Annotated in this window: 18 protein-coding genes and 1 riboswitch; of the genes, 8 read left to right on the forward strand and 10 right to left on the reverse strand. The window is 49.1% G+C overall.

Features of this window, described 5'->3' with window-relative positions:
* Window positions 1-64: 64 nt before the first annotated feature.
* Complete coding sequence (locus tag ABXS70_RS22745) at window positions 65-1,063, reverse strand: amidase domain-containing protein (protein ID WP_366291035.1); 999 nt, start codon at window positions 1,061-1,063, stop codon at window positions 65-67.
* Window positions 1,064-1,453: 390 nt separating this feature from the next.
* Between ABXS70_RS22745 and acnA the strand changes: the two genes are divergently transcribed.
* On the forward strand, window positions 1,454-4,168 hold the full coding sequence (gene acnA / locus ABXS70_RS22750) for an aconitate hydratase AcnA (RefSeq protein WP_342554124.1): 2,715 nt from the start codon (window positions 1,454-1,456) through the stop codon (window positions 4,166-4,168).
* A gap of 151 nt (window positions 4,169-4,319) precedes the next feature.
* On the opposite strand, the gene ABXS70_RS22755 is transcribed toward acnA, so the two are convergent.
* The 7 genes from ABXS70_RS22755 to ABXS70_RS22785 form a co-directional block, all read right to left on the reverse strand.
* Window positions 4,320-4,634 (reverse strand): hypothetical protein, encoded by a 315-nt coding sequence (locus ABXS70_RS22755; protein ID WP_366291038.1) that lies wholly within the window; start codon window positions 4,632-4,634, stop codon window positions 4,320-4,322.
* Window positions 4,635-4,646: 12 nt separating this feature from the next.
* Window positions 4,647-5,063: a hypothetical protein gene (locus tag ABXS70_RS22760; protein WP_366291041.1), complete on the reverse strand. Its 417-nt coding sequence runs from the start codon at window positions 5,061-5,063 to the stop codon at window positions 4,647-4,649.
* Between the two features lie 187 nt (window positions 5,064-5,250).
* Window positions 5,251-5,460, reverse strand: coding sequence for a hypothetical protein (locus ABXS70_RS22765; protein WP_366291044.1), 210 nt, complete (start codon window positions 5,458-5,460; stop codon window positions 5,251-5,253).
* 126 nt (window positions 5,461-5,586) lie between these two features.
* Window positions 5,587-6,165 (reverse strand): VanZ family protein, encoded by a 579-nt coding sequence (locus tag ABXS70_RS22770; protein ID WP_366291047.1) that lies wholly within the window; start codon window positions 6,163-6,165, stop codon window positions 5,587-5,589.
* Between the two features lie 50 nt (window positions 6,166-6,215).
* Complete coding sequence (locus ABXS70_RS22775) at window positions 6,216-7,085, reverse strand: M15 family metallopeptidase (protein WP_366291050.1); 870 nt, start codon at window positions 7,083-7,085, stop codon at window positions 6,216-6,218.
* Between the two features lie 79 nt (window positions 7,086-7,164).
* Window positions 7,165-8,271: a HAMP domain-containing sensor histidine kinase gene (locus tag ABXS70_RS22780; protein WP_342554118.1), complete on the reverse strand. Its 1,107-nt coding sequence runs from the start codon at window positions 8,269-8,271 to the stop codon at window positions 7,165-7,167.
* The gene (locus ABXS70_RS22785; RefSeq protein ID WP_366291053.1) at window positions 8,264-8,962 is read right to left on the reverse strand and encodes a response regulator transcription factor; all 699 of its coding nucleotides are present in this window, start codon (window positions 8,960-8,962) and stop codon (window positions 8,264-8,266) included. Before ABXS70_RS22785 ends, ABXS70_RS22780 begins: the two co-directional genes overlap by 8 nt.
* A 344-nt stretch (window positions 8,963-9,306) precedes the next feature.
* On the opposite strand from ABXS70_RS22785, the gene ABXS70_RS22790 reads away from it, so the two are divergent.
* From ABXS70_RS22790 to ABXS70_RS22810, 5 genes are all read left to right on the forward strand, one after another.
* The gene (locus ABXS70_RS22790; RefSeq protein WP_366291056.1) at window positions 9,307-10,251 is read left to right on the forward strand and encodes a YafY family protein; all 945 of its coding nucleotides are present in this window, start codon (window positions 9,307-9,309) and stop codon (window positions 10,249-10,251) included.
* Window positions 10,252-10,335: 84 nt separating this feature from the next.
* Window positions 10,336-11,106, forward strand: a complete 771-nt coding sequence (locus ABXS70_RS22795; RefSeq protein ID WP_366291059.1) for a zinc ribbon domain-containing protein — start codon at window positions 10,336-10,338, stop codon at window positions 11,104-11,106.
* A gap of 516 nt (window positions 11,107-11,622) precedes the next feature.
* A complete protein-coding gene (locus ABXS70_RS22800; protein ID WP_161557043.1) occupies window positions 11,623-11,790 on the forward strand; it encodes a hypothetical protein in 168 nt (55 codons plus the stop codon).
* Between the two features lie 53 nt (window positions 11,791-11,843).
* Complete coding sequence (locus ABXS70_RS22805) at window positions 11,844-12,521, forward strand: aspartate/glutamate racemase family protein (RefSeq protein ID WP_366291063.1); 678 nt, start codon at window positions 11,844-11,846, stop codon at window positions 12,519-12,521.
* 14 nt (window positions 12,522-12,535) lie between these two features.
* Entirely contained in the window at window positions 12,536-13,030 is a 495-nt protein-coding gene (locus ABXS70_RS22810; RefSeq protein WP_366291066.1) for a hypothetical protein, read from the forward strand.
* Window positions 13,031-13,244: 214 nt separating this feature from the next.
* Here ABXS70_RS22810 and thiC read toward each other — a convergent pair whose 3' ends face one another.
* A complete protein-coding gene (gene thiC, locus ABXS70_RS22815) occupies window positions 13,245-15,068 on the reverse strand; it encodes a phosphomethylpyrimidine synthase ThiC (protein ID WP_366291069.1) in 1,824 nt (607 codons plus the stop codon).
* 436 nt (window positions 15,069-15,504) lie between these two features.
* A riboswitch (TPP riboswitch) is annotated at window positions 15,505-15,618 on the reverse strand.
* A gap of 235 nt (window positions 15,619-15,853) precedes the next feature.
* Complete coding sequence (locus tag ABXS70_RS22820; RefSeq protein WP_342554111.1) at window positions 15,854-16,597, reverse strand: IclR family transcriptional regulator; 744 nt, start codon at window positions 16,595-16,597, stop codon at window positions 15,854-15,856.
* Window positions 16,598-17,011: 414 nt separating this feature from the next.
* On the opposite strand from ABXS70_RS22820, the gene ABXS70_RS22825 reads away from it, so the two are divergent.
* A complete protein-coding gene (locus ABXS70_RS22825) occupies window positions 17,012-18,031 on the forward strand; it encodes an alpha/beta fold hydrolase (RefSeq protein WP_342554110.1) in 1,020 nt (339 codons plus the stop codon).
* A 164-nt stretch (window positions 18,032-18,195) separates the two neighbouring features.
* Entirely contained in the window at window positions 18,196-19,491 is a 1,296-nt protein-coding gene (locus tag ABXS70_RS22830; RefSeq protein WP_366296743.1) for a Fe-Mn family superoxide dismutase, read from the forward strand.
* Window positions 19,492-19,721 lie beyond the last annotated feature (230 nt).

The following is a 19,721-nucleotide window of genomic DNA, read 5'->3' on the forward strand; positions in this document are numbered from 1 at the left end:
TTTCTATTCTTATTTTACACGGAACGGGCTGTCTGCGTCACCGCAGCCCGCAAATCTTTACCTTTTAAAACTCATCTGCAATATGAAAAAGCCGGTATGCCGTCTGCTCCGTCCAGGCATAGGAATCCCGGTAGTCCCAAAAACGGTGACGGCTGCTGACCGTATGTGCGTTCACAAGCGGCATGCCTCCCGCATCAAAAGCGGTGACCACCGTGCTGTGCTGGAACCTTCCGTCGCCGTCCCAGTCATAGAAAATAACATCGCCAAGCATAAGCTGCTCAGGGCGATCCACCTCGGTGGCTGTCAGCCCCCAGCTGCTGCCGGACAAATATCTTGCCAGGCTGTTGGATACAGCCCAGCTGTAGCTCCACATTTCCGAGCCGTTCACATACCCTTTGTACCACCAGCCTGCTTCTCTTCTACCAGTATAGTGGATGGGTGCTTCCCCTGCAAAGAGACATTGGGACACATAATTGGTGCAGTCCACATCGAATTCTTCAAAAGCCGGATTGCCCGCATTCCACCACCGATCAGCGTAGGCAACAGCCAGATCCCGACGGTAGATTTGTCTTCTGGCTCTTCGTCCCTGGCTCAATACTTCCCGGTTCAACAGCGGTCGGTTCCCCGCCTGTACAAAATCAGCCTGCTGATACGGACGTCCTTCCCCGGCTGGACGCCGTTCGGGCACTTCACGCTCCACACGCGCAATACTCCACCGCTCATTTTCGCGTAAAAAGGTTAACCTTTCCCGCTCAATTCGATCCTCGCGATGAGTAATCCCGCTCTTTTCATAGAACAATCTGCTGTAGAGCTGCACTTCAATTACCGCTTCTTCCGATCCATCAATGAGAGTACGCACAAGCTTGGCACTGGTCTCGCTGCGAAGAGGTACGGCGCGCCGTCTGCGGTACCATTCATCCAGCCTTGCCATGCGCTCTCCCCGTTCCACCACAAATTCGGGATCGGTTACGATTCGTTCACTCGCCTGTGGACGGTAATCGATCTCACAGCGATTGTACTGGTTGACGTACGTATACAAGGCGCTCTTCCATTCGCGTTCCAAGCTTATGTCCCCCTTTGACATGAGTTAGTCTCTATCCAACTGCTCATTCCATGGCTTGATCTCCTACTATGCATATGAAGGAAAAATCCGTTGTATGTACACAGTTTCGGATAAAGCCCCTGTAAAAACATTCAGGAAAGCTCGAAATCATGCTTGCTCCCATCAGATTTTAGTAAACGCCTTCATTCGTTCAAAAGCGTGCTTGCACAGGCAAAAAGCCCTTTACGTACGAAGGTGAAAACGGTATACTTAGAACTAAAGTTATGATTTTGAAATTATGTTTCATCTAGTGAAACTACTGAACAAGAACACGGAACGGTGAAGGCCTGTTCTTTATTTAGAAATGAACGTTTTCTTCATCTCACCGACACATTTTAAGGAGGTACATGTATGTCAGCAAAGAACCATTTCTCCGCCGCTCGTACGCTTGAGGTTGGAGGCAAATCTTACCGCTACTACAGTCTCGAGGCACTTCAGGAAGGCGGCCACGGCGACCTTTCCAAACTTCCCTTCTCAATTAAAGTGCTGCTTGAAGCAGCGGTTCGTCAATTCGACGGACGTGCTATTACCGAAGATCACGTAAAACAACTGACCGGCTGGGCAGAAGGCCGTGATAATAATAAGGAAATTCCGTTTATCCCTGCGCGGATCGTATTGCAGGATTTCACGGGTGTACCGGTTGTTGTTGACCTCGCGGCAATGCGCGATACGGTGAAAAAGGCAGGCGGCGATCCAAAACAGATCAACCCGCTCGTTCCCGTTGATCTGGTTATTGACCACTCCGTTATGGTCGATGCATTCGGTACCAGTGATGCACTGGATTACAACATCAAGGTTGAGTTCGAGCGTAATGAAGAGCGTTACCGCTTCCTGCGCTGGGCACAAACAGCATTCAATAACTTCCGTGCTGTTCCACCATCCACGGGGATTGTTCACCAGGTTAACCTGGAGTACCTCGCTTCCGTGGCAGCTACCAAAACGGTTGATGGCGAAACGGTTGTATTCCCGGATTCACTCGTAGGTACGGACTCTCATACTACAATGATCAACGGTCTCGGCGTTGTCGGCTGGGGTGTAGGTGGTATCGAGGCCGAAGCAGGTATGCTGGGTCAGCCGCTTTATTTTGTAACACCAGACGTTATCGGTTTCAAACTGACAGGCAGCCTGAGCGAAGGCGCAACAGCAACAGACCTTGCCCTGACAGTTACTCAAATGCTTCGTAAAAAAGGCGTTGTCGGCAAATTCGTTGAGTTCTACGGACCGGGCCTTGCCAACATTGGCCTTGCTGACCGTGCAACAGTTGCCAACATGGCACCGGAATACGGCGCAACCATCGGTTTCTTCCCTGTAGACAGCGAGACGCTGAACTACCTGCGCAGCACTGGACGTTCCGATGAACAAGTAGAGCTGGTTGAAGCGTATTACAAAGCTCAAGGTATGTTCCGCACAGCGAACACGGTTGATCCGGAATTCACAGATGTCATTGAACTTGATCTCGGCTCCGTTGTACCAAGCCTTGCAGGACCTAAACGTCCACAAGACCGTATCGAGCTGACACAAATGAAAGAAAGCTTCAACAGCATCATCCGTACCCCTGTCGACAAAGGCGGTTATGGACTGAGCGATGAGAAGATTGAACAAAAAGTGCCAGTGAAGCACCCTGACGGTTCCACAAGTGAATTGAAAGCAGGCGCTGTTGTGATCGCGGCGATCACAAGCTGCACAAATACATCCAACCCTAGCGTTATGGTCGGTGCAGGTTTGCTCGCGAAAAAAGCAGTTGAACTCGGTCTGACCAAACCAGGATACGTGAAAAGCAGCTTGACTCCAGGTTCTCTTGTCGTTACAGAGTATCTGGAAAAAGCAGGTCTGATCCCTTATCTTGATCAGCTCGGATTCAACGTTGCTGGATACGGCTGTGCAACATGTATCGGTAACTCCGGTCCACTGCCGGATGAAGTAAGCGAAGCGATTGCCGAGAACGATATGACTGTAGCAGCTGTATTGTCCGGTAACCGTAACTTTGAAGGCCGTGTACACGCACAAGTGAAAGCCAACTATTTGGCTTCTCCGCCACTCGTTGTTGCTTACGCACTGGCAGGTACAGTTGATATTGACTTCGAAACCGATCCTATCGGTCACGATCAGAATGATCAACCTGTATTCCTGAAAGACATCTGGCCTAGCTCCGAAGAGATCAAGGATGCGATTGCCAGCTCCCTGAATGCTCAGATGTTCCGCAACAAATATGAGAATGTATTTACTGCCAATGAACGCTGGAACAACATCGCTGTACCGGAAGGCGAACTGTATGAGTGGGACCCGAACTCCACATACATCCAGAACCCGCCGTTCTTCCAGGAGCTTGGCGATAAACTGAATGATATTGCTGACATCCGCTCTGCACGCGTAATGGCGCTGCTGGGTGATTCCGTAACAACGGATCACATCTCACCAGCAGGTAACATTGCTCCGTCCAGTCCAGCAGGACTGTACCTGAAAGAGCATGGCGTAGAGCGCAAAGACTTCAACTCCTACGGTTCACGTCGTGGTAACCATGAAGTGATGATGCGCGGTACGTTCGCCAACATTCGTATTCGTAACCAGGTAGCTCCAGGTACTGAAGGCGGTATTACAAAATACCTGCCTACAGATGAAGAAATGTCCATCTACGATGCTTCCATGAAGTATCAGGATGAAGGACAGAACCTGATCGTTATCGCAGGTAAAGAGTACGGTACAGGAAGCTCCCGTGACTGGGCAGCCAAAGGAACATTCCTGCTCGGTGTCAAAGCCGTTATCGCAGAAAGCTTCGAGCGTATCCACCGCAGTAACCTGGTGGGCATGGGCGTTATGCCGCTGCAATTCCAAGAAGGTCATGGCTGGTCCAGCCTTGGTCTGAACGGACGCGAGACATTTGACATCACAGGTCTGAGCAATGATGTGAAACCAGGCCAAGAATTGAAAGTAACTGTAACTCGCGAAGACGGTACGCAGTTCGACTTCCCTGTCATCGCTCGTCTGGACAGTATGGTTGATGTGGATTACTACCACAACGGCGGTATCCTGCAAACCGTACTGCGTCAAATGATGAAAAAAGCTTAATACGCTTGATCTTTCATGGGATAAAGTGATATAACGAAGCCCCGCTTCATGTGCAGCCTGCACGATGAAGCGGGGCTTTTTTTCGATTTTTGGTTATTGTGTTGTAAATTCAGGTTGGGTTGGGTTGGGTTGGGTCGGGGCCCCTATCTACTCAAAAATCGATCCTAATCCCCACTTCTGAATCATCCGGTGGTGCAGGGATGCGATAGATACCCCTGCATTTTAATTTTTCTACGTTGATCCAATCCATAAAGTCGTCCCCGCCGTAACTACGGATAAAAATCCCATATTCCAATTCATCATCGAAATTAATGTATTCCGTATATTGAGTGAACGGATGTTTACCTTCAATGCTTTGCAGAAAATCAGAGAATTCATTTCTCCACTCTTGGACCTGCCCTACATACTGGTCAGGCACATAATAATAAAAGCCATCGGGCGTATAATACGAAATTTTCATAATCAACCGATCTGCCTCCTAGATTTTCAGAATAGCCATGCCTTCCTTCAGCTGTTCAGAAACAGCCGTATAGTATTCAATCCCATCAGCAAGCTCGCGTTCCGTTTTATGTACCAGGTAATAAGAATACTTCTGCATCAGTTCATGCTCGTTCAACTCAATTGGCAGATGAATGATCTCATAATGGTCTCCATGCTCTGAACGTTCTGAATTAGCATAGAAGCGATAACCTCGTTCGGATTGTCCAATATTCATAACGGTCTGGATAACCAACAGCTCGCTCCGCGTGAAGCTGCGAATTAGTGTGGATCTTTCCTTTTCCAATGCCAGCACATCCTGTTCAGCTTCGGGCCTGCGCTTCGCCTCCACGATCTCATTTTCTATAGTTACGAGTGCTCTCATACTTCCAGCAAGTTGTTTAGCTAATAGATACAATTCAGCTCCTCCTTCAGGTATGGTGAACAGAGAATATACAGGTAATACACGTCCTCATCTTCACTCGATTCCATCAGCTGTATTCCCATTATACATGGGGAAAACTCGCTGGATAAGATCTCTCATGAAAATGAAAAAACTCCCTATCACGCATACATTATCCGCTGTGCGCTCAAAGGAGATTCCCCTAATGTCCCATATGATGTGAAGATTGATCAAACAGCTGCATCGTTCCCATCACGAGAAACAAACATGACATCACAATTAAAGCCGTCCCGATCCATCCTGCCGCAGCTCGACGATTCCTGACCTGCCTGTCTGCATCACCTGCTGTCTTCTGAGGATATACCAGAAACATGAGCCCTGTGCCGATAAACAGCACAGCCATAATAATCATATTGCCATTCCTCCTTGGAAAGAAAATAGATTCGGATTACTCTCATTCCTACAGTAATTCTCAGACGGGTTTCCTACACTCTCAGCATAGTGATTCGCTCTGTTATTCCTCTAACGGTTCAACTACTTAGTTATTCGCTGCCAGTCGCGCCCTTCCTCCCTTAAACAGCAGATTGAGGATGAGCATCAGCATGTACACCACATACCCCATTATTCCGCCAAGCGTGTTCAGCATCAGATCATCTACATCAAAGATACCTATTCCCGTCAGCAGCTGTGTAACTTCATAACCCAAACTAAGCAGGAATGACAAGACAAGTACATGAATTCCGGTGAAAAAGGAGTGCCGTGTCAGACCCGCTATAAACATGCCGAGCGGCACAAACGCTGCAATATTACCGGCCAGATGAATGGCCGTTCCTGGGCGGTGCAGCGACAGACTGTGCCAGTCACGTTTGATCTCCTGAAACGGAGTCAGATTAACGGTACGTGTATGAATCAGGTCCGGCTGGCGCAGGAGCGCAGTCAGTCTGTCCCATATCAGCTCCGTATCCACCGGACCTCCTTTGAATAAAATCAGTTTGGTCAGCAAGTAGAGGTATATCAGGCATAGAATAATCCCAATGATTCGGAGCGGATTTGATTTATTCTCATGCTTATACTTATGATCAAGTTTCCCATCCGATTGCGGCTTGTTCTGTCTCATGCTGTCCCTCCCCTACGCTGATCATTGCTGCTGCAGCTCAACGCTCATGATCAAGATGGTTCCTTAACGGTAACAATGACTCCCTCCATGTTGTCCCCGGATATATCATAAGACTCATGCTCTGGCACATATACCTTGTTATCCTCTGATACCCGGTAATAATGGATGCGGAACGTCTCGCCGTCAAGATCAACGGTCACGTCTCTCTTTTCTTTTAACATCTCCAGATACTCTTCCAAAACCATCTGATTCTCGTACATAATCGCACTATGCGGCATGCCGACATATCTAAAATGCCAGGGTTCATACTGGATGCCTGTCACGTTCACTTTATCTTTGGGATATCGCAAAATAAAACCGTATTTCCATGCGTTTTTCTCCAGCCACGCTCCCTCAGGAGCCTCACTCATTGGGGCCAGACTTGAACCTATATCCAAGGATAACCCCAGATTGTGCTCACTGTAACCCGCAGGCAGTGCGTAATCTGAACCCTTTTGCCGATACAGCTCGTCCTGCTTCTCGAAATCTCTATACCCGCTGCTCATCAGAAAATATCGCACTTCCTCCTGGGCGGCCGCCTCAACCATCTTCTGGAATCTCTCGGCCACTTCACGAGATAACATTATTTTTGTATCCAGCACGCCGTACCCGCTGAGCAGGTCCCGCTCCTTTGCCACATATACAATATCGGAACGAACACCCTCCGGCTTAATCGGATGCTCTGAATTAACCAAGACGAGATTACCTTTATGTATGTGCTTTTTCATCTCTATGTTCGCAGCTGTCCGGTATCCTTCATATTTCTTGTCTGCGTCCAAAACAATAATCGACATCTCCTTATTTCCTCCCAAGGCTGCCGGCGATTGCGTTAGGATATACCCAACCACAATGATGCATATCAAAAAGCCCCACTTTTTCATCACTGCTCCTCCTTCCTCTTCTCATTCAAGGATAGACGAAACAATTTAAAGAAAAAGCAGGGCAATTCTAAAGTTTTTCTTAATTTTCAGGAGCAACCTGTTGAAAAGCAGGCAGGCGAACCTCAAACATGGTACGTACCACATCACTTACTGCCGATATTATGCCATCGTGCTGCTCTACAATGTTGCGGGCGATAAACAGACCAAGACCTGTACCTCCCTCTTGAGCAGAACGTGCACGGTCCCCCGTGTAATACATGTCAAAGATCCGCGGAAGATCGTCCGGATGAATATACCCGCCATAATTGGTAATCTGAATGACAATCTGACCTGAATCCTGATACCCGTTAATGTCTACATACATGCCGTCTTTGCCATGCCGCGCGGCATTAATCAGCAAATTCTCGAACACACGGGCAAGCAGCTCACCATCCCCGGATACGGTCAGATCGTCAGCGATGATTAAACGGGTGACCAGATGATTTTTTTCAAAAACAGGATAGAGCTCCTCGTTCATCTGCTTCAACAGCTCGCTCAGATCCAGCCGCGTTCTGCGCACAGGCAGCATACCGTAATTCATTCGTGTGATCTCGAACAGATCATCAATCAGTTTTTCCAGCCGCTGCGATTTGGTAAATGCAATCGCGATGAAATGCCGGGCCTGCTCCTCGGTTAACTGCTCGTCCTTCATCAGCAAATCCAGATAACCCAGTACGGAGGTCAGGGGTGTACGCAGATCATGGGCAAGGTTTACGATGAGCTGGTCTTTGCTGTTTTCGGCAAAATCCCCCCGTTTCACCGCTTCCCGCAGCTTCTGGCTCGCCATATTAACACTTTCCGCAATCGTACCCAATTCGTCTTTGGCCACAATCTGCACCTGATGATCAAAGTCCCCGTTAGCCAAGTGATTAATGCCTGCGGAAATCTCTTTGAAATACGTAACGTAACGTCTGGTAAACAAGTAGAAAAATAAAATCGCAAGCGGGATGAAGAGCAGCATAAAGACATATAAATCGCCAATACTTCTCATGATATTCCGATATTCCGCCAGCGGGTCTTCCCGCCTCACCCCTGCGTAGTACATCTGAAGCAGCTTATAGACGATAAACGTGACGACACCGGAAGCCAGCATGCTCAGACCAAGCATCATAATCATCGTTGTGCGAAAACTTCTCCGTTTAGTCATTGAACGTGTACCCCACCCCCCAGATGGTTTTGATGAACTTGTTCTTGTTCACATCTTCTCCGAGTTTCCTGCGCAGCGTGCGAATATGTACCATGACGGTATTGCCGCTCTCAAAATACGCCTCGCCCCATACCTTTTCAAAAATGCTTTCTGCACTGAAGACCTGTTTAGGGTTACTGGCAAGCAGCACTAAAATGTCAAATTCCTTCGGTGTTAAATCCAGCGGTTTACCGTAAAGTGTTACGCTGTGCTGGTCAGGGACAATAACAAGTCCGCCTTTTTCCAAAACCGAGCGCTGCGCCGCAGCTGTGGACTGACTGAACTGCAAAGCACGCCTTAGTTGAGAGTTGACGCGAGCCACAAGCTCCATCGGATTGAATGGCTTGGTCATATAATCATCGGCACCCATCACGAGCCCTGTAATTTTATCCATATCTGACGTTTTCGCACTCAGGAATATGATCGGAAAATGATGCTGCTCCCGGATTTTACGGGTCACCTCATACCCGTCCATACCCGGCATCATAATGTCCAGTACAGCCAGATCAATGGCTTGTGTCTGAACAGCCTGCAGTGCCGACTGTCCGTCAGATGCCTTGACGGTATGATAACCCTCTTTTTGTAAATGCAGGGCAACCAGATCCGCGATCTCCACTTCATCGTCCGCAATCAGAATCGTAATTTGCTTCATTGCTTATTTCACTCCTATATGGGATGCTGGGCAGTATAACACCTATGAATCTAACAGATAACTCCCAGATAAACAATTGAAAGCAATGTTATATAAGTTTGACTTTTCTTTTACACTTTAACGGAGAGGACAGAAAAAACCTGAAAAAGCGAAGCGTTCGCCTAAAAGCTTTCTGCAAGAAAGCTGCATCGGAAGCCTACGCTTATCACCGGATTTTCCCCTTTTAAAAAGGGAATCAAAAAATCTGGGGATAACAGCGATTGGAAGGTTATTCTGTCATTGGAGTGATCAGTGTAAATGCTGTCCAATTCTATAAAGACCCATAAATGAAAGGAAACCAAACTATGAAACTGGAACGTTTGTTAGCGATCGTGGTACTGCTTATTAACCGCCGGCGATTACAGGCGAAAGACCTCGCGGACATGTTCGAAGTGTCCATCCGCACAATCTATCGTGATATCGACACATTAGGTCAAGCTGGAATTCCAGTGGTGACATATCAGGGAGCAAGCGGCGGGATCGGGCTGGCGGAAGGCTATCGCCTGGATCGCAATCTGTTAACGGATAAAGACCTCGCTTCCATCGTCACCGCACTGCGCAGCATCTCGACTTCCCATGATAATACAGCCCGTGATCTGCTGGTGGAAAAGCTGAGCAGTATCGTCCCTGAAGCAAGAAATGAAGATTTTCAGGCCAGCACCCATCGCTTCATCGTTGATTATTCAACATGGACGCACCCAGAAGCCCTGCAAAACAAATTGAAAGTAATTGATCAGGGTATTGATGAGCTGCAGAGCATTTGTTTTGTTTACTGCAGTGCCGAGGGTACACAGACCTGCCGCACGGTTGATCCGCATACCCTTGTGCTGAAAAGACACGCCTGGTATCTGTATGCCTTTTGCCATGAACGAAAAGAATTTCGCATGTTCAAGCTGGTCCGTATGAAGGAGGTTGCCCTTGCCGCCCAGCACTTTGAACGGAAGTCTATTAACCTCCGAGACAGGCCGTGGCAGCAGGAATGGAGCCGTCCCGTTAATCAGATTGGCATCACCCTGAAATTCCATGAACGTGCCCGGCACCTCGCAGAAGAGTGGTTTGGCATCGAAAATGTACTGCCTGATGGGAATGGATACTATGTCAGCCAGATCGCTTTTCCAGAAGACAACTGGCTGTACGGCTTCATTCTGGGCTTCGGTGCAGATGTGGAGGTGCTGGAACCGCTGCATATTCGGGATAAAGTGTGTCAGATTGCCGAGCAAATCATTCAAAATTATAAAACCTCATCGTAAACCTGACAGACAGCTGTCCAGTTCCTCCCCGTATACTTCAAATATGTTCAGGTTGAAGTTCTACATATACCTTAGGAGGAATGAATGATGAACGTTACTGTATGTCAAAGCTGCGGGATGCCGCTCACCAGCACAGATCAATTCGGCACGGAGTTGAACGGCGGCACAACCCGTGAGTACTGCATTTATTGTTACAAAGATGGCCGGTTTGAGCAGCCGGGTATGTCGCTGGAAAATATGATTGAAATGTGCACTTCCATTCTCAAAAAGGAAGGTATGGATGAGGAATCCGCCCGCTCCATGCTGCGCAACCAACTGCCTTATCTGAAACGATGGCAGCCTGCAGGTCATTCGCAGAGCGCTTCTGGCACAGGGCCTTGCGGAGAGCCAGTTCGTTATGTAACCCTTCCTGGCAAACGCCTTGCCGGGCTGGCATCACGTACGACCAACGCAGTCGAAATGAGCGGCCAAGGCAGCATCGGCGAGCTGTGGGGTCGTTATTTTGCCTCAGAGCACCTCCCCTCTTCCGAAGCTGTGCGTTACGGCTGTTATACGGACTACACGGACGGCATTGCCGGAGAATATACCATCCTGGTCGGACATGAAGTCGGCGCAGCAGATGTATTACCCGAAGGATTCGATGAGGTACAGCTGCCTCCTGCCACCTATGCCGTGTTTACTTCGAGAACCGGACCGATGGTTGAAGTGGTTAGTGAAGTGTGGGAAACCGTATGGGCGTGGGGCCAGCAGAGTGACCGGACATTTACGGGTGATTTTGAACATTACGATGAACGCAGTCTGAACCCGGAACAGATGCAGGTAGATGTATATATTGCGGTAAAAGAACATAAGTGACGTTTCACTTCAAGGAATATTTAAAAACGGAGTCTTTAATGAAAGAAAGATATAAGGAAATCCGCGGCTGCCAAGCAATCTTGGCAGCTTTTTTTCCATTTTTCGAGCAGCATACCCGACCATAGTACCAAGTTAGTTAGCAGGAACCCTACCTAATCACTTGGACATATGCCTTAGAGACAGGTACCATTGACTTCCTTAAAATTAGGACCATTCGCATAACAACCGATCCCCTGCTCCCATCTCCCCAGCAAGAAATCAGGTTCTTTATTCCTGAATTTCCCTAAAACCGTTTACATCTCCAGAATACCGGGTAAAATCACTACATCCGAGTCGGAATTGCAGAGAAATCCTCGCTCTTTCACCTAACAAGTCATATGTACCTATATGCGAACTGGAGACTCATTTAATTTTGGCCGACACAGCTCCAAGTTGAAATACATATTATATGTACGATATTAAGAACCCCATTACACAAACGATGCATGTCTATCATGCATGTAAGGAGGAACCAAGATGATCCGCATGCCTATTCAGCAAATGATCCCGTATCACCACCAATATCCGCGCAACACGGCGACTGCTGCTCCGAAAAAGGAAAATGAGAACACTCAAGGCCTATCCTTCCATGAAATCCTGCAGCAAAAAATGGCGAAAAAGAACGTATCCATGAACATGAGATAAGTCTTTACATCTTCACGGCAGATCCCTATACTACGGGGTAAAGGGGATTGCCTATGAACACTGCTGCCTGCTTTCATGCACATCACTCCAATATCAGATTGATTGAACAAGCGTTGGCTTCCTATAATATCGAATTGGTCCACTATGTCGACCCCGGCTTGGACCGGCTCAAACATGATGAGGATTTCAGCAGCACTCTTGTTCAGGAAAAAGTAAATCAGACACTGCAGTGGATGAGCCGCTGTCACGCTGATGCCATTCTTGTGACATGCACCTTGTTTACAGCAGTGCTGGAACAGCAGAAGCAACCGTTACCAATTCCGGTAACGGGTATTGATGATTCACTGCTCGCCATGATGCGCACACATCCGAAGCGATATTTGCTGGCGTTCACCAACCCGGCTACAGTGGAACCAACCATGGCCCGGTATCGTGAACATCTGGATCAGCATCTGGCAGGAGAGGACAAGCCGGAGCTTGAATCCGTGCTGCTCCCTGGGCTGTTTGACATGATTATGCGCGGTGAACAGGAAAGCTACCTGGCAGCTTTAAAAGATGCACTGCACCAGCTTGCTGTAGAACGCAAGAACAGCTGCCTTATTGCCGCTCAACTTTCAATGGCTCCCGCCTCGGAGCAGGCCTCCATCGATTCAGGCATTACCATCTACACACCACTTACAGGTTTAGGCGCAAGCCTGGAGCGCGACATTGGCATTACACCAAGAAGTTGAGTGCAGGGGATTAGATGGCCACTGCTAAACGCATGTACCATTTCTATTTTGGAGAGGAGAACATGATGAAGCACCTCACTGTAGAACCAGGTCAATCCATCGGTGATATCCGGCTGGGGATGACACAGAACGAAGTTGAGCAGACAGACGCGTTCAGCCTTGATCCCAAAGTTGAGTATGATGCCCAGGGCAAAGCTCAATTTATTGAATTTTATGAGAGCGATGAATTCAAATGTATGCTCGGTAAACTCGATCTTCTGGGCACCGAAGCTGACGTTCTCATTCCGCAGTTGGATGAAATATCGCCGTATGACCGGGAAGATCCTGAACTCGGATGCAGCTTCCAGTTCGATCAGATCGGCTTGATTCTGTGGCGTCCGGTGCCGATGACACGGCAGGATATGCAGGAGAAGTGGTTTCTGGAGATGCCGCCCGAAAATCAGCAGGACGAAATGAAACACCTCTGCTTCTCTACGGCTGCTGTCTATGCCAAAGGGTATTATGACTAGTTACGTCATGTTGGAAGTTGACTGCCTCAAGTGAACAATCCAGCATCACTGCTCACTGCTCTCATACTCCGATACATAAAAAAGTGACCCAAGTTCAGGCTCGACATGCCTGTTGGGTCACTTTTATTAGTTTGAACCATTCTATGCTCTATTCAGCTGGCCATCTACGACCTACCTTAACAGTCACGGTCTACGTCAGCAGATTAGTCATAATCTATGAACGTGCCCGATACTCCTCAGCCTTCGCCTGCATCCCAGCGGCGACTGCCTCTTCTTCCTTCAAGCCGCGATCTGCGGCAAAAGCGCGGATATCCTGCGTGATGCGCATGCTGCAGAACTTCGGCCCACACATGGAGCAGAAATGTGCCTCCTTGGCCCCTTCTGCAGGCAGTGTCTCGTCATGGTAGGACAGTGCCCGTTCCGGGTCCAGAGACAGGTTAAACTGATCCCGCCAGCGGAATTCGAAACGTGCTTTCGAAAGTGCATCATCCCGGCGCTGGGCACGTGGATGCCCTTTGGCCAAATCAGCGGCATGAGCAGCTATTTTATAAGCGATTACCCCTTCGCGCACGTCATCCTTATTTGGGAGCCCGAGATGCTCCTTCGGCGTAACATAGCAGAGCATGGACGTACCAAACCAACCAATCATCGCTGCCCCGATTGCAGACGTAATGTGATCATAGCCCGGAGCAATGTCAGTAGTCAGCGGCCCGAGTGTATAGAAAGGAGCTTCCTGGCAGATTTCCATCTGCAAATCTACATTCTCCTTGATCTTGTGCATCGGCACATGGCCCGGCCCTTCGATCATGACCTGAACATCATGCTTCCACGCGATCTGCGTCAATTCCCCGAGCGTTGCCAGTTCCGCCATCTGTGCCTCGTCATTGGCATCGTAGATGCTCCCTGGGCGCAGTCCATCCCCGAGGGAGAACGCCACATCATACCTTTTCATAATCTCGCAAATTTCTTCAAAATGAGTGTACAAAAAATTCTCCTGATGATGTGCCAGACACCACGCCGCCATAATCGACCCGCCACGCGATACAATACCCGTCATGCGTTTCGCCGTCATTGGAATATAACGCAGCAGCACGCCGGCATGAATCGTAAAATAATCCACACCCTGCTCCGCCTGTTCAATCAGCGTATCCCGATACAGTTCCCAAGTGAGGGCTTCCGCCTCGCCATTCACCTTCTCCAGCGCCTGATAGAGCGGCACCGTACCAATCGGCACCGGAGAGTTGCGAATGATCCATTCCCGGGTGGTATGAATGTCTTTCCCAGTGGAGAGATCCATCACCGTATCCGATCCCCACCGTACAGCCCAGGTCATCTTCTCCACCTCCTCCTCGATCGAGGAAGATACAGCAGAATTACCGATATTGGCATTGATCTTGACATGAAAATGACGACCAATCAGCATCGGCTCACTCTCCGGGTGATTGATGTTGGAGGGCAGAATCGCCCGGCCGCTCGCCAGCTCCTGCCGTACAAATTCCGGCTCCACCCCTTCACGAATAGCTGCGTATTCCATCTCTGGCGTAATCAGACCCTGCCGCGCATAGTGCATCTGTGTAACGCAGCGCCCACCCAGAGCACGCAGCGGCTGTCCGCGAAAGCCTGGGTATTCCTCCGCTCCAGCTCTCCGTCCTCCAGGCTTCAATCCGTTATCCTCCGGTTTAACGGCGCGGCCCTCGTATGCTTCTACATCACCGCGCTCCATGATCCAGTGATTTCGGAGCGCAGGCAGTCCCTTCCGAATGTCCATCTGGAATTCGGGATCGGTCATCGGGCCGCTCGTATCGTAGACACGCAGCGGCTCATTATGCTCCACCCCTTGGGGAGTATTCGTGTCATGCAGGGCAATTTCACGCTCCGGTACAGCTATGTCCGGTCGTGAGCCCTGAATGTACACTTTGCGGCTGCCCGGGAAGGGCTGAACCCCGCCAGCCGCTCCGGTTTTCTTTTCCACCGGATGGCCATCGTTCCCCAATTCCTCTATTCCAATCTGCTTGCCCGTTTGGTTATGTGTACTCATGTCTCCTGTTTCCTCCTCTGTGATCTTCTTTTGTGCATTCTCTCACTAATGCGTCAGCTCCAACGACCACACCTGACAGAAAACATCCAAAGCACAGAAGCACAGCAGGAGTGATCCTGCTCAAGCAGCCCGATAGATCCAAGAGACAGATTTTTATGTACAGCAGCACGAGAACCGAGATTACTATACTGATCCGTTCAGCGTAATTTCATGGTTCCGTTGTTATTTTCCATCATCAACATGCCCTGAACGGCTGCCCCAGAACTCCAAAGGTACCGCGATGGTAAAGCACAACAACGAATGACTCTCTGCTTGCCGCCGTATATAAAAAAGCCGGTTCCGAAGGAACCGACTTATGTCCATCACCCTGCACGCAGCATGGACAAACCGCTGCAATGCAGCATTTGTCCATAGACAACGTCCATGGTGTATGTGATCATATGGCCGATTACTTCCCTACGCTGGTATGATCCAGATCAGGTGCAAAGGGTCCGGGATCTCATGCGATCCCGTCTCAGTCCGGACAATTCGGACTCCCCCAGTAACGTAAACGTATTGCGGCAACCAGGCCGCGTTCAAATCAAAAGATGACATTCATCTGGCCCCGCTGGGCCGTCCATTACAGAGTAGCTTAAACTGGATATAAATACAACCTTTATATTCCAGAGGGACCGGCTCATCTGTGTGACATTCAGGCGAAGGTGGCTGAAAAAGCTCCCTTTAGCCCGCTTTGCCCCTCTATAAAACATATCGATACCGCATCACATACCAATATCAGCAGACACTTATGACAACATAAGTCCCATTTGCGCAGCTGCTTCTTTCAATACCGGCGCATACTCATGCAGTGTTTCCTGTGAGAGCCTGCTGACCGGTCCGGACACGGAAAGTGCTGCCGCAATATTACCCTTGCGATCCATAATCGGTACAGACACAGCTGCAGCTCCTGGCTCACGTTCCTCATAACTGGTGGCATAACCGCTCACCCGAATATCCTCCATCTGCGCCAAATACACTGCTGGATCGATAAACACCGGCCATTCCGGGCCGTTCATCAGTTCCTCCCGGTCCTCTTCGGCGGCAAAAGCCATCAGCACTTTGCTGGATGCCCCCACCGAAAGCGGCAGTCTCGCACCAACGGGTGCAACACGCCGAATGGCCTGATCACTCTGCACCGCCTGAATACGAATCCGCTCACTGCCGTCACGAAGGTAAAGACTCACAGTTTCACCCAGACGATCTCGGAGCCGCTCCATCGCAGGCAGCAGCAAAATGGCTGGATCATCGCTGCGCGACATATGCGCCGACAATTCCCAGATGCGAATGCCTAGCCGGTATTTCTCGGTAGCCGCATCGCGTATCACAAAGCCCTTATCCTCCAGCGTAGCCATCAACCGATGCACCGTACTTTTGTGCAGACCAATCTGGCTGGCAATTTCGGTGAGTCCAAGATCGCTCCGCGTGGTAAAACATAATAATATATCCAGCGCCCGTTCGACAGCACGGACGGTTAACTTGCGGTCTTCCATGGCATAATGCCCTCCTCATGTTTCATCACATGAAACTTGGTTACATAAATTATATGAGAAACGGTCTCATCTGTAAACCAAAAATAGCTGCGAGGCAGGGGAAAAATATATATTTATGATCATTTTATAAGGCTTTAATCTCCTGTAAATTACACGCTATGGAAATGTTATCTATACATCTAAAGAACTATATAACAATTGCGTAACAAATGCCGTCAATCAATTGACTTTGATGATATCGGAACATACGATAAAGACAGGAACCCTTTCACTTATGATCACTAAAATGTGACTTTAGGATCAGGATGTCATAATAGTATGTACGAGATAAACGATATGAAATGTTATTCTTTTAACATCGCCGTTAACTTCAGCGGAATGAATCTTTAACCGAATTTTAAAGGAGGGGCGTGCATGTATCCGACATCCCAGAGCGAAGCCCCGCTGCATACCAAAGTGTCCGATCTGCCCTCTTCATTGTCACCGAGGCTGATCCGGTTCAAACATATTGTCGTAGCGCTGCTGCTCTCCGTTGTTTTTTTCCTGTTGTTTTGTTTTATTGCCTTACATGGTTATATCGCTTGGGTGCTGTCGAATCCTACAGTTGCTCCGGTCTTTTCGAATCCGATGCAGGCTAAAAATATGAAATACGAAGACATTACCTTCCCCGCAGCGGACGGCAGCCGAACAATGCAGGGCTGGTATATTCCCGCTGCCACTGATACGGGCAAAACCATTATTTTCAGCCATGGTTATGGAGCGAACCGAGAGGAAACATGGGTACCTATGTACGATCTCGCCCACTATGCACATCAGCTCGGTTTTAATGTGGTCATGTTTGATTACGGCTTTGCATCTCAGGTCAACAGAGCCGTAGCTACCGGCGGCAAAGCCGAGTCCCAGCAGCTGCTCGGAGCGATTCAGTTTGCCAAGCAGCGCGGCGCACAGGAACTGGTTGTCTGGGGTTTCTCTATGGGAGCCGGAACCGCCCTGCAGACTGGGCTGCTGACCGATGAAGTGAATGCCATGATTCTGGACAGCACTTTCCTGCTGGAGCCGGATACACTCTACCACAACATTCACAATCAGATTAATCTGCCGCGTCAGCCTACACTGGAGATTATGAAGCTGCTCTTCCCGGTGTTGAACGGTACCGGTCTGCAGCAGATTCCGTACCAGGAAGTTAAAAAGAAAGACTATCCGTTCCCGATCTTTTTCATCCATGGTACAAAAGACGAGAAGGCCCCTTACCCGATTGCGGAGCAGCTTGCCGCCAATCAGACCAATCCATTTTCCGAAGAATGGATCGTGCAGGACGCGCATCACGAACTGATTTTCAGGGAGCATCCAAAGGAATATCTGCGCCGTGTCTCCACGTTCCTTAGTCATGTAACGAAGACAAGCAGTGAGGATGTGCAGCAAAACGAGCAGTAATCAACAAATTATCATTATATTCACCATTAGTTATCTACAGAGCCCTTCAGGGGCTCTTTTTTATGTGCACATAGGACAAAGCGCCCGGGGAATACACTGTTTAGACAGAGCAAATGTAAATGAACGTAGACTGTATTCAATGAATGATTGGAGGGTCAATGAATATGAACTGTGATGGATACGGCCGCCTGCTGCCTCTGCGGACGCTGGAAGAAATCCGCTTCTGGAAGGAACAGGAGAAAGAACATACCATCATTATTCGGGCGTTGGTTCCAGATCTGGAGGCCGCATACGTCAGGCTGCTGGAAGAATGGGAAGCCGCTTTTGCAAACAGTGAGCGGGTAGCCAATCAGCTGTTAAAGCAGCTGCTGCCCGCAACCCAGCCTCCTGCTCCCTATATGATCCGGTGTATTGATCAACTTGTCTCGGCAGCACAGCATCAGTCCAGGGAGTTTATTAAACAGCTGTACGTCATGCTGGAGCAAAGTGCGGCTGTGCATGCGGTTCCGCTTGCTGAGACCTTCATTCTGCATGTCATCCGCGAGTCCGAATATTTTCTGGGAGTTCTCGAAACGTTGAGTCAGCCCGGCATTTTTAGGGAAACAGAACCCGCATCATCGATACTACTGGAAAATGCCCTGCACGGCGCAGCCTCCCAAGACCTCCAGAACGTCCGCAATGATGAAACATCGGAATCACAGGCCCCTTCTTCCGGGAATGCAAATGCTGCTCCCACTGCCTCAGCCCTGGTGCAGGCTGCATCACTCCAGCCTTCATCCGGCGGTACTGCGCCAGCTGAGTCTGCACTTACCTCTGCCCCGGTAAAAGAAAAGCCGGTTCCCATTGGCGGGCACACACTGCCTCCTCTACCCTACCCATACAATGCGCTGGAGCCGCATATTGACGAACTGACGATGCGCATCCATCATGACAAACACCATCAGTCTTATGTAGACGGGTTAAATGTGGCGGAGAAGAAGCTGGCGGAATCCCGGAAAAAGAACAACTTTGAACTCGTCAAACATTGGGAGCGCGAACTTGCTTTTAACGGAGCGGGACATTATCTGCATACCATCTTTTGGACGATTATGAACCCTGCAGGCGGCGGCAAACCTGCAGGCATGCTCGCAGAACAGATCAAACGTGATTTTGGCAGCTATGAGGCATTCAAAAATCAATTTACCGAAGCCGCCAACAAGGTCGAGGGCAGCGGCTGGGCAATGCTCGTTTGGAGCCCGAGAGCACATCGTTTGGAAATTTTGCAGGCTGAAAAACACCAGAATCTGTCCCAATCGGACATCGTTCCACTTCTGCCTCTGGATGTATGGGAGCACGCTTATTATCTCAAACATCAGAACGAACGTAAAAAGTACATTGAAGATTGGTGGAATGTCGTCTACTGGCCTGCTGTTGCTGAACGTTACGAAACCGCACGCAAGCTGCTGTGGCCGCCTTATTAAAGTGATGCAGCTGTAAGTAAAAAAGCAAGGATTGGTAGTAGGTGTGTTAGCGAATCATCATAGTCACACAAGTAAGACCCGAGTAAGCTGCCTGATACGTCACTTGAAAATGAGAGCTGCTCAAAACACAAAAGAGATATCTCCAGTCAAAGACTGAAAGATATCTCTTTAAATAGGTTTGCGTAAAGAACGAAGATCATTCGTTTGTGCTCGTGCGCTTGATCGTATTT

Origin of the sequence: Paenibacillus sp. AN1007, assembly GCF_040702995.1 — a bacterium.
In the GTDB taxonomy this organism is placed as follows: domain Bacteria; phylum Bacillota; class Bacilli; order Paenibacillales; family Paenibacillaceae; genus Paenibacillus.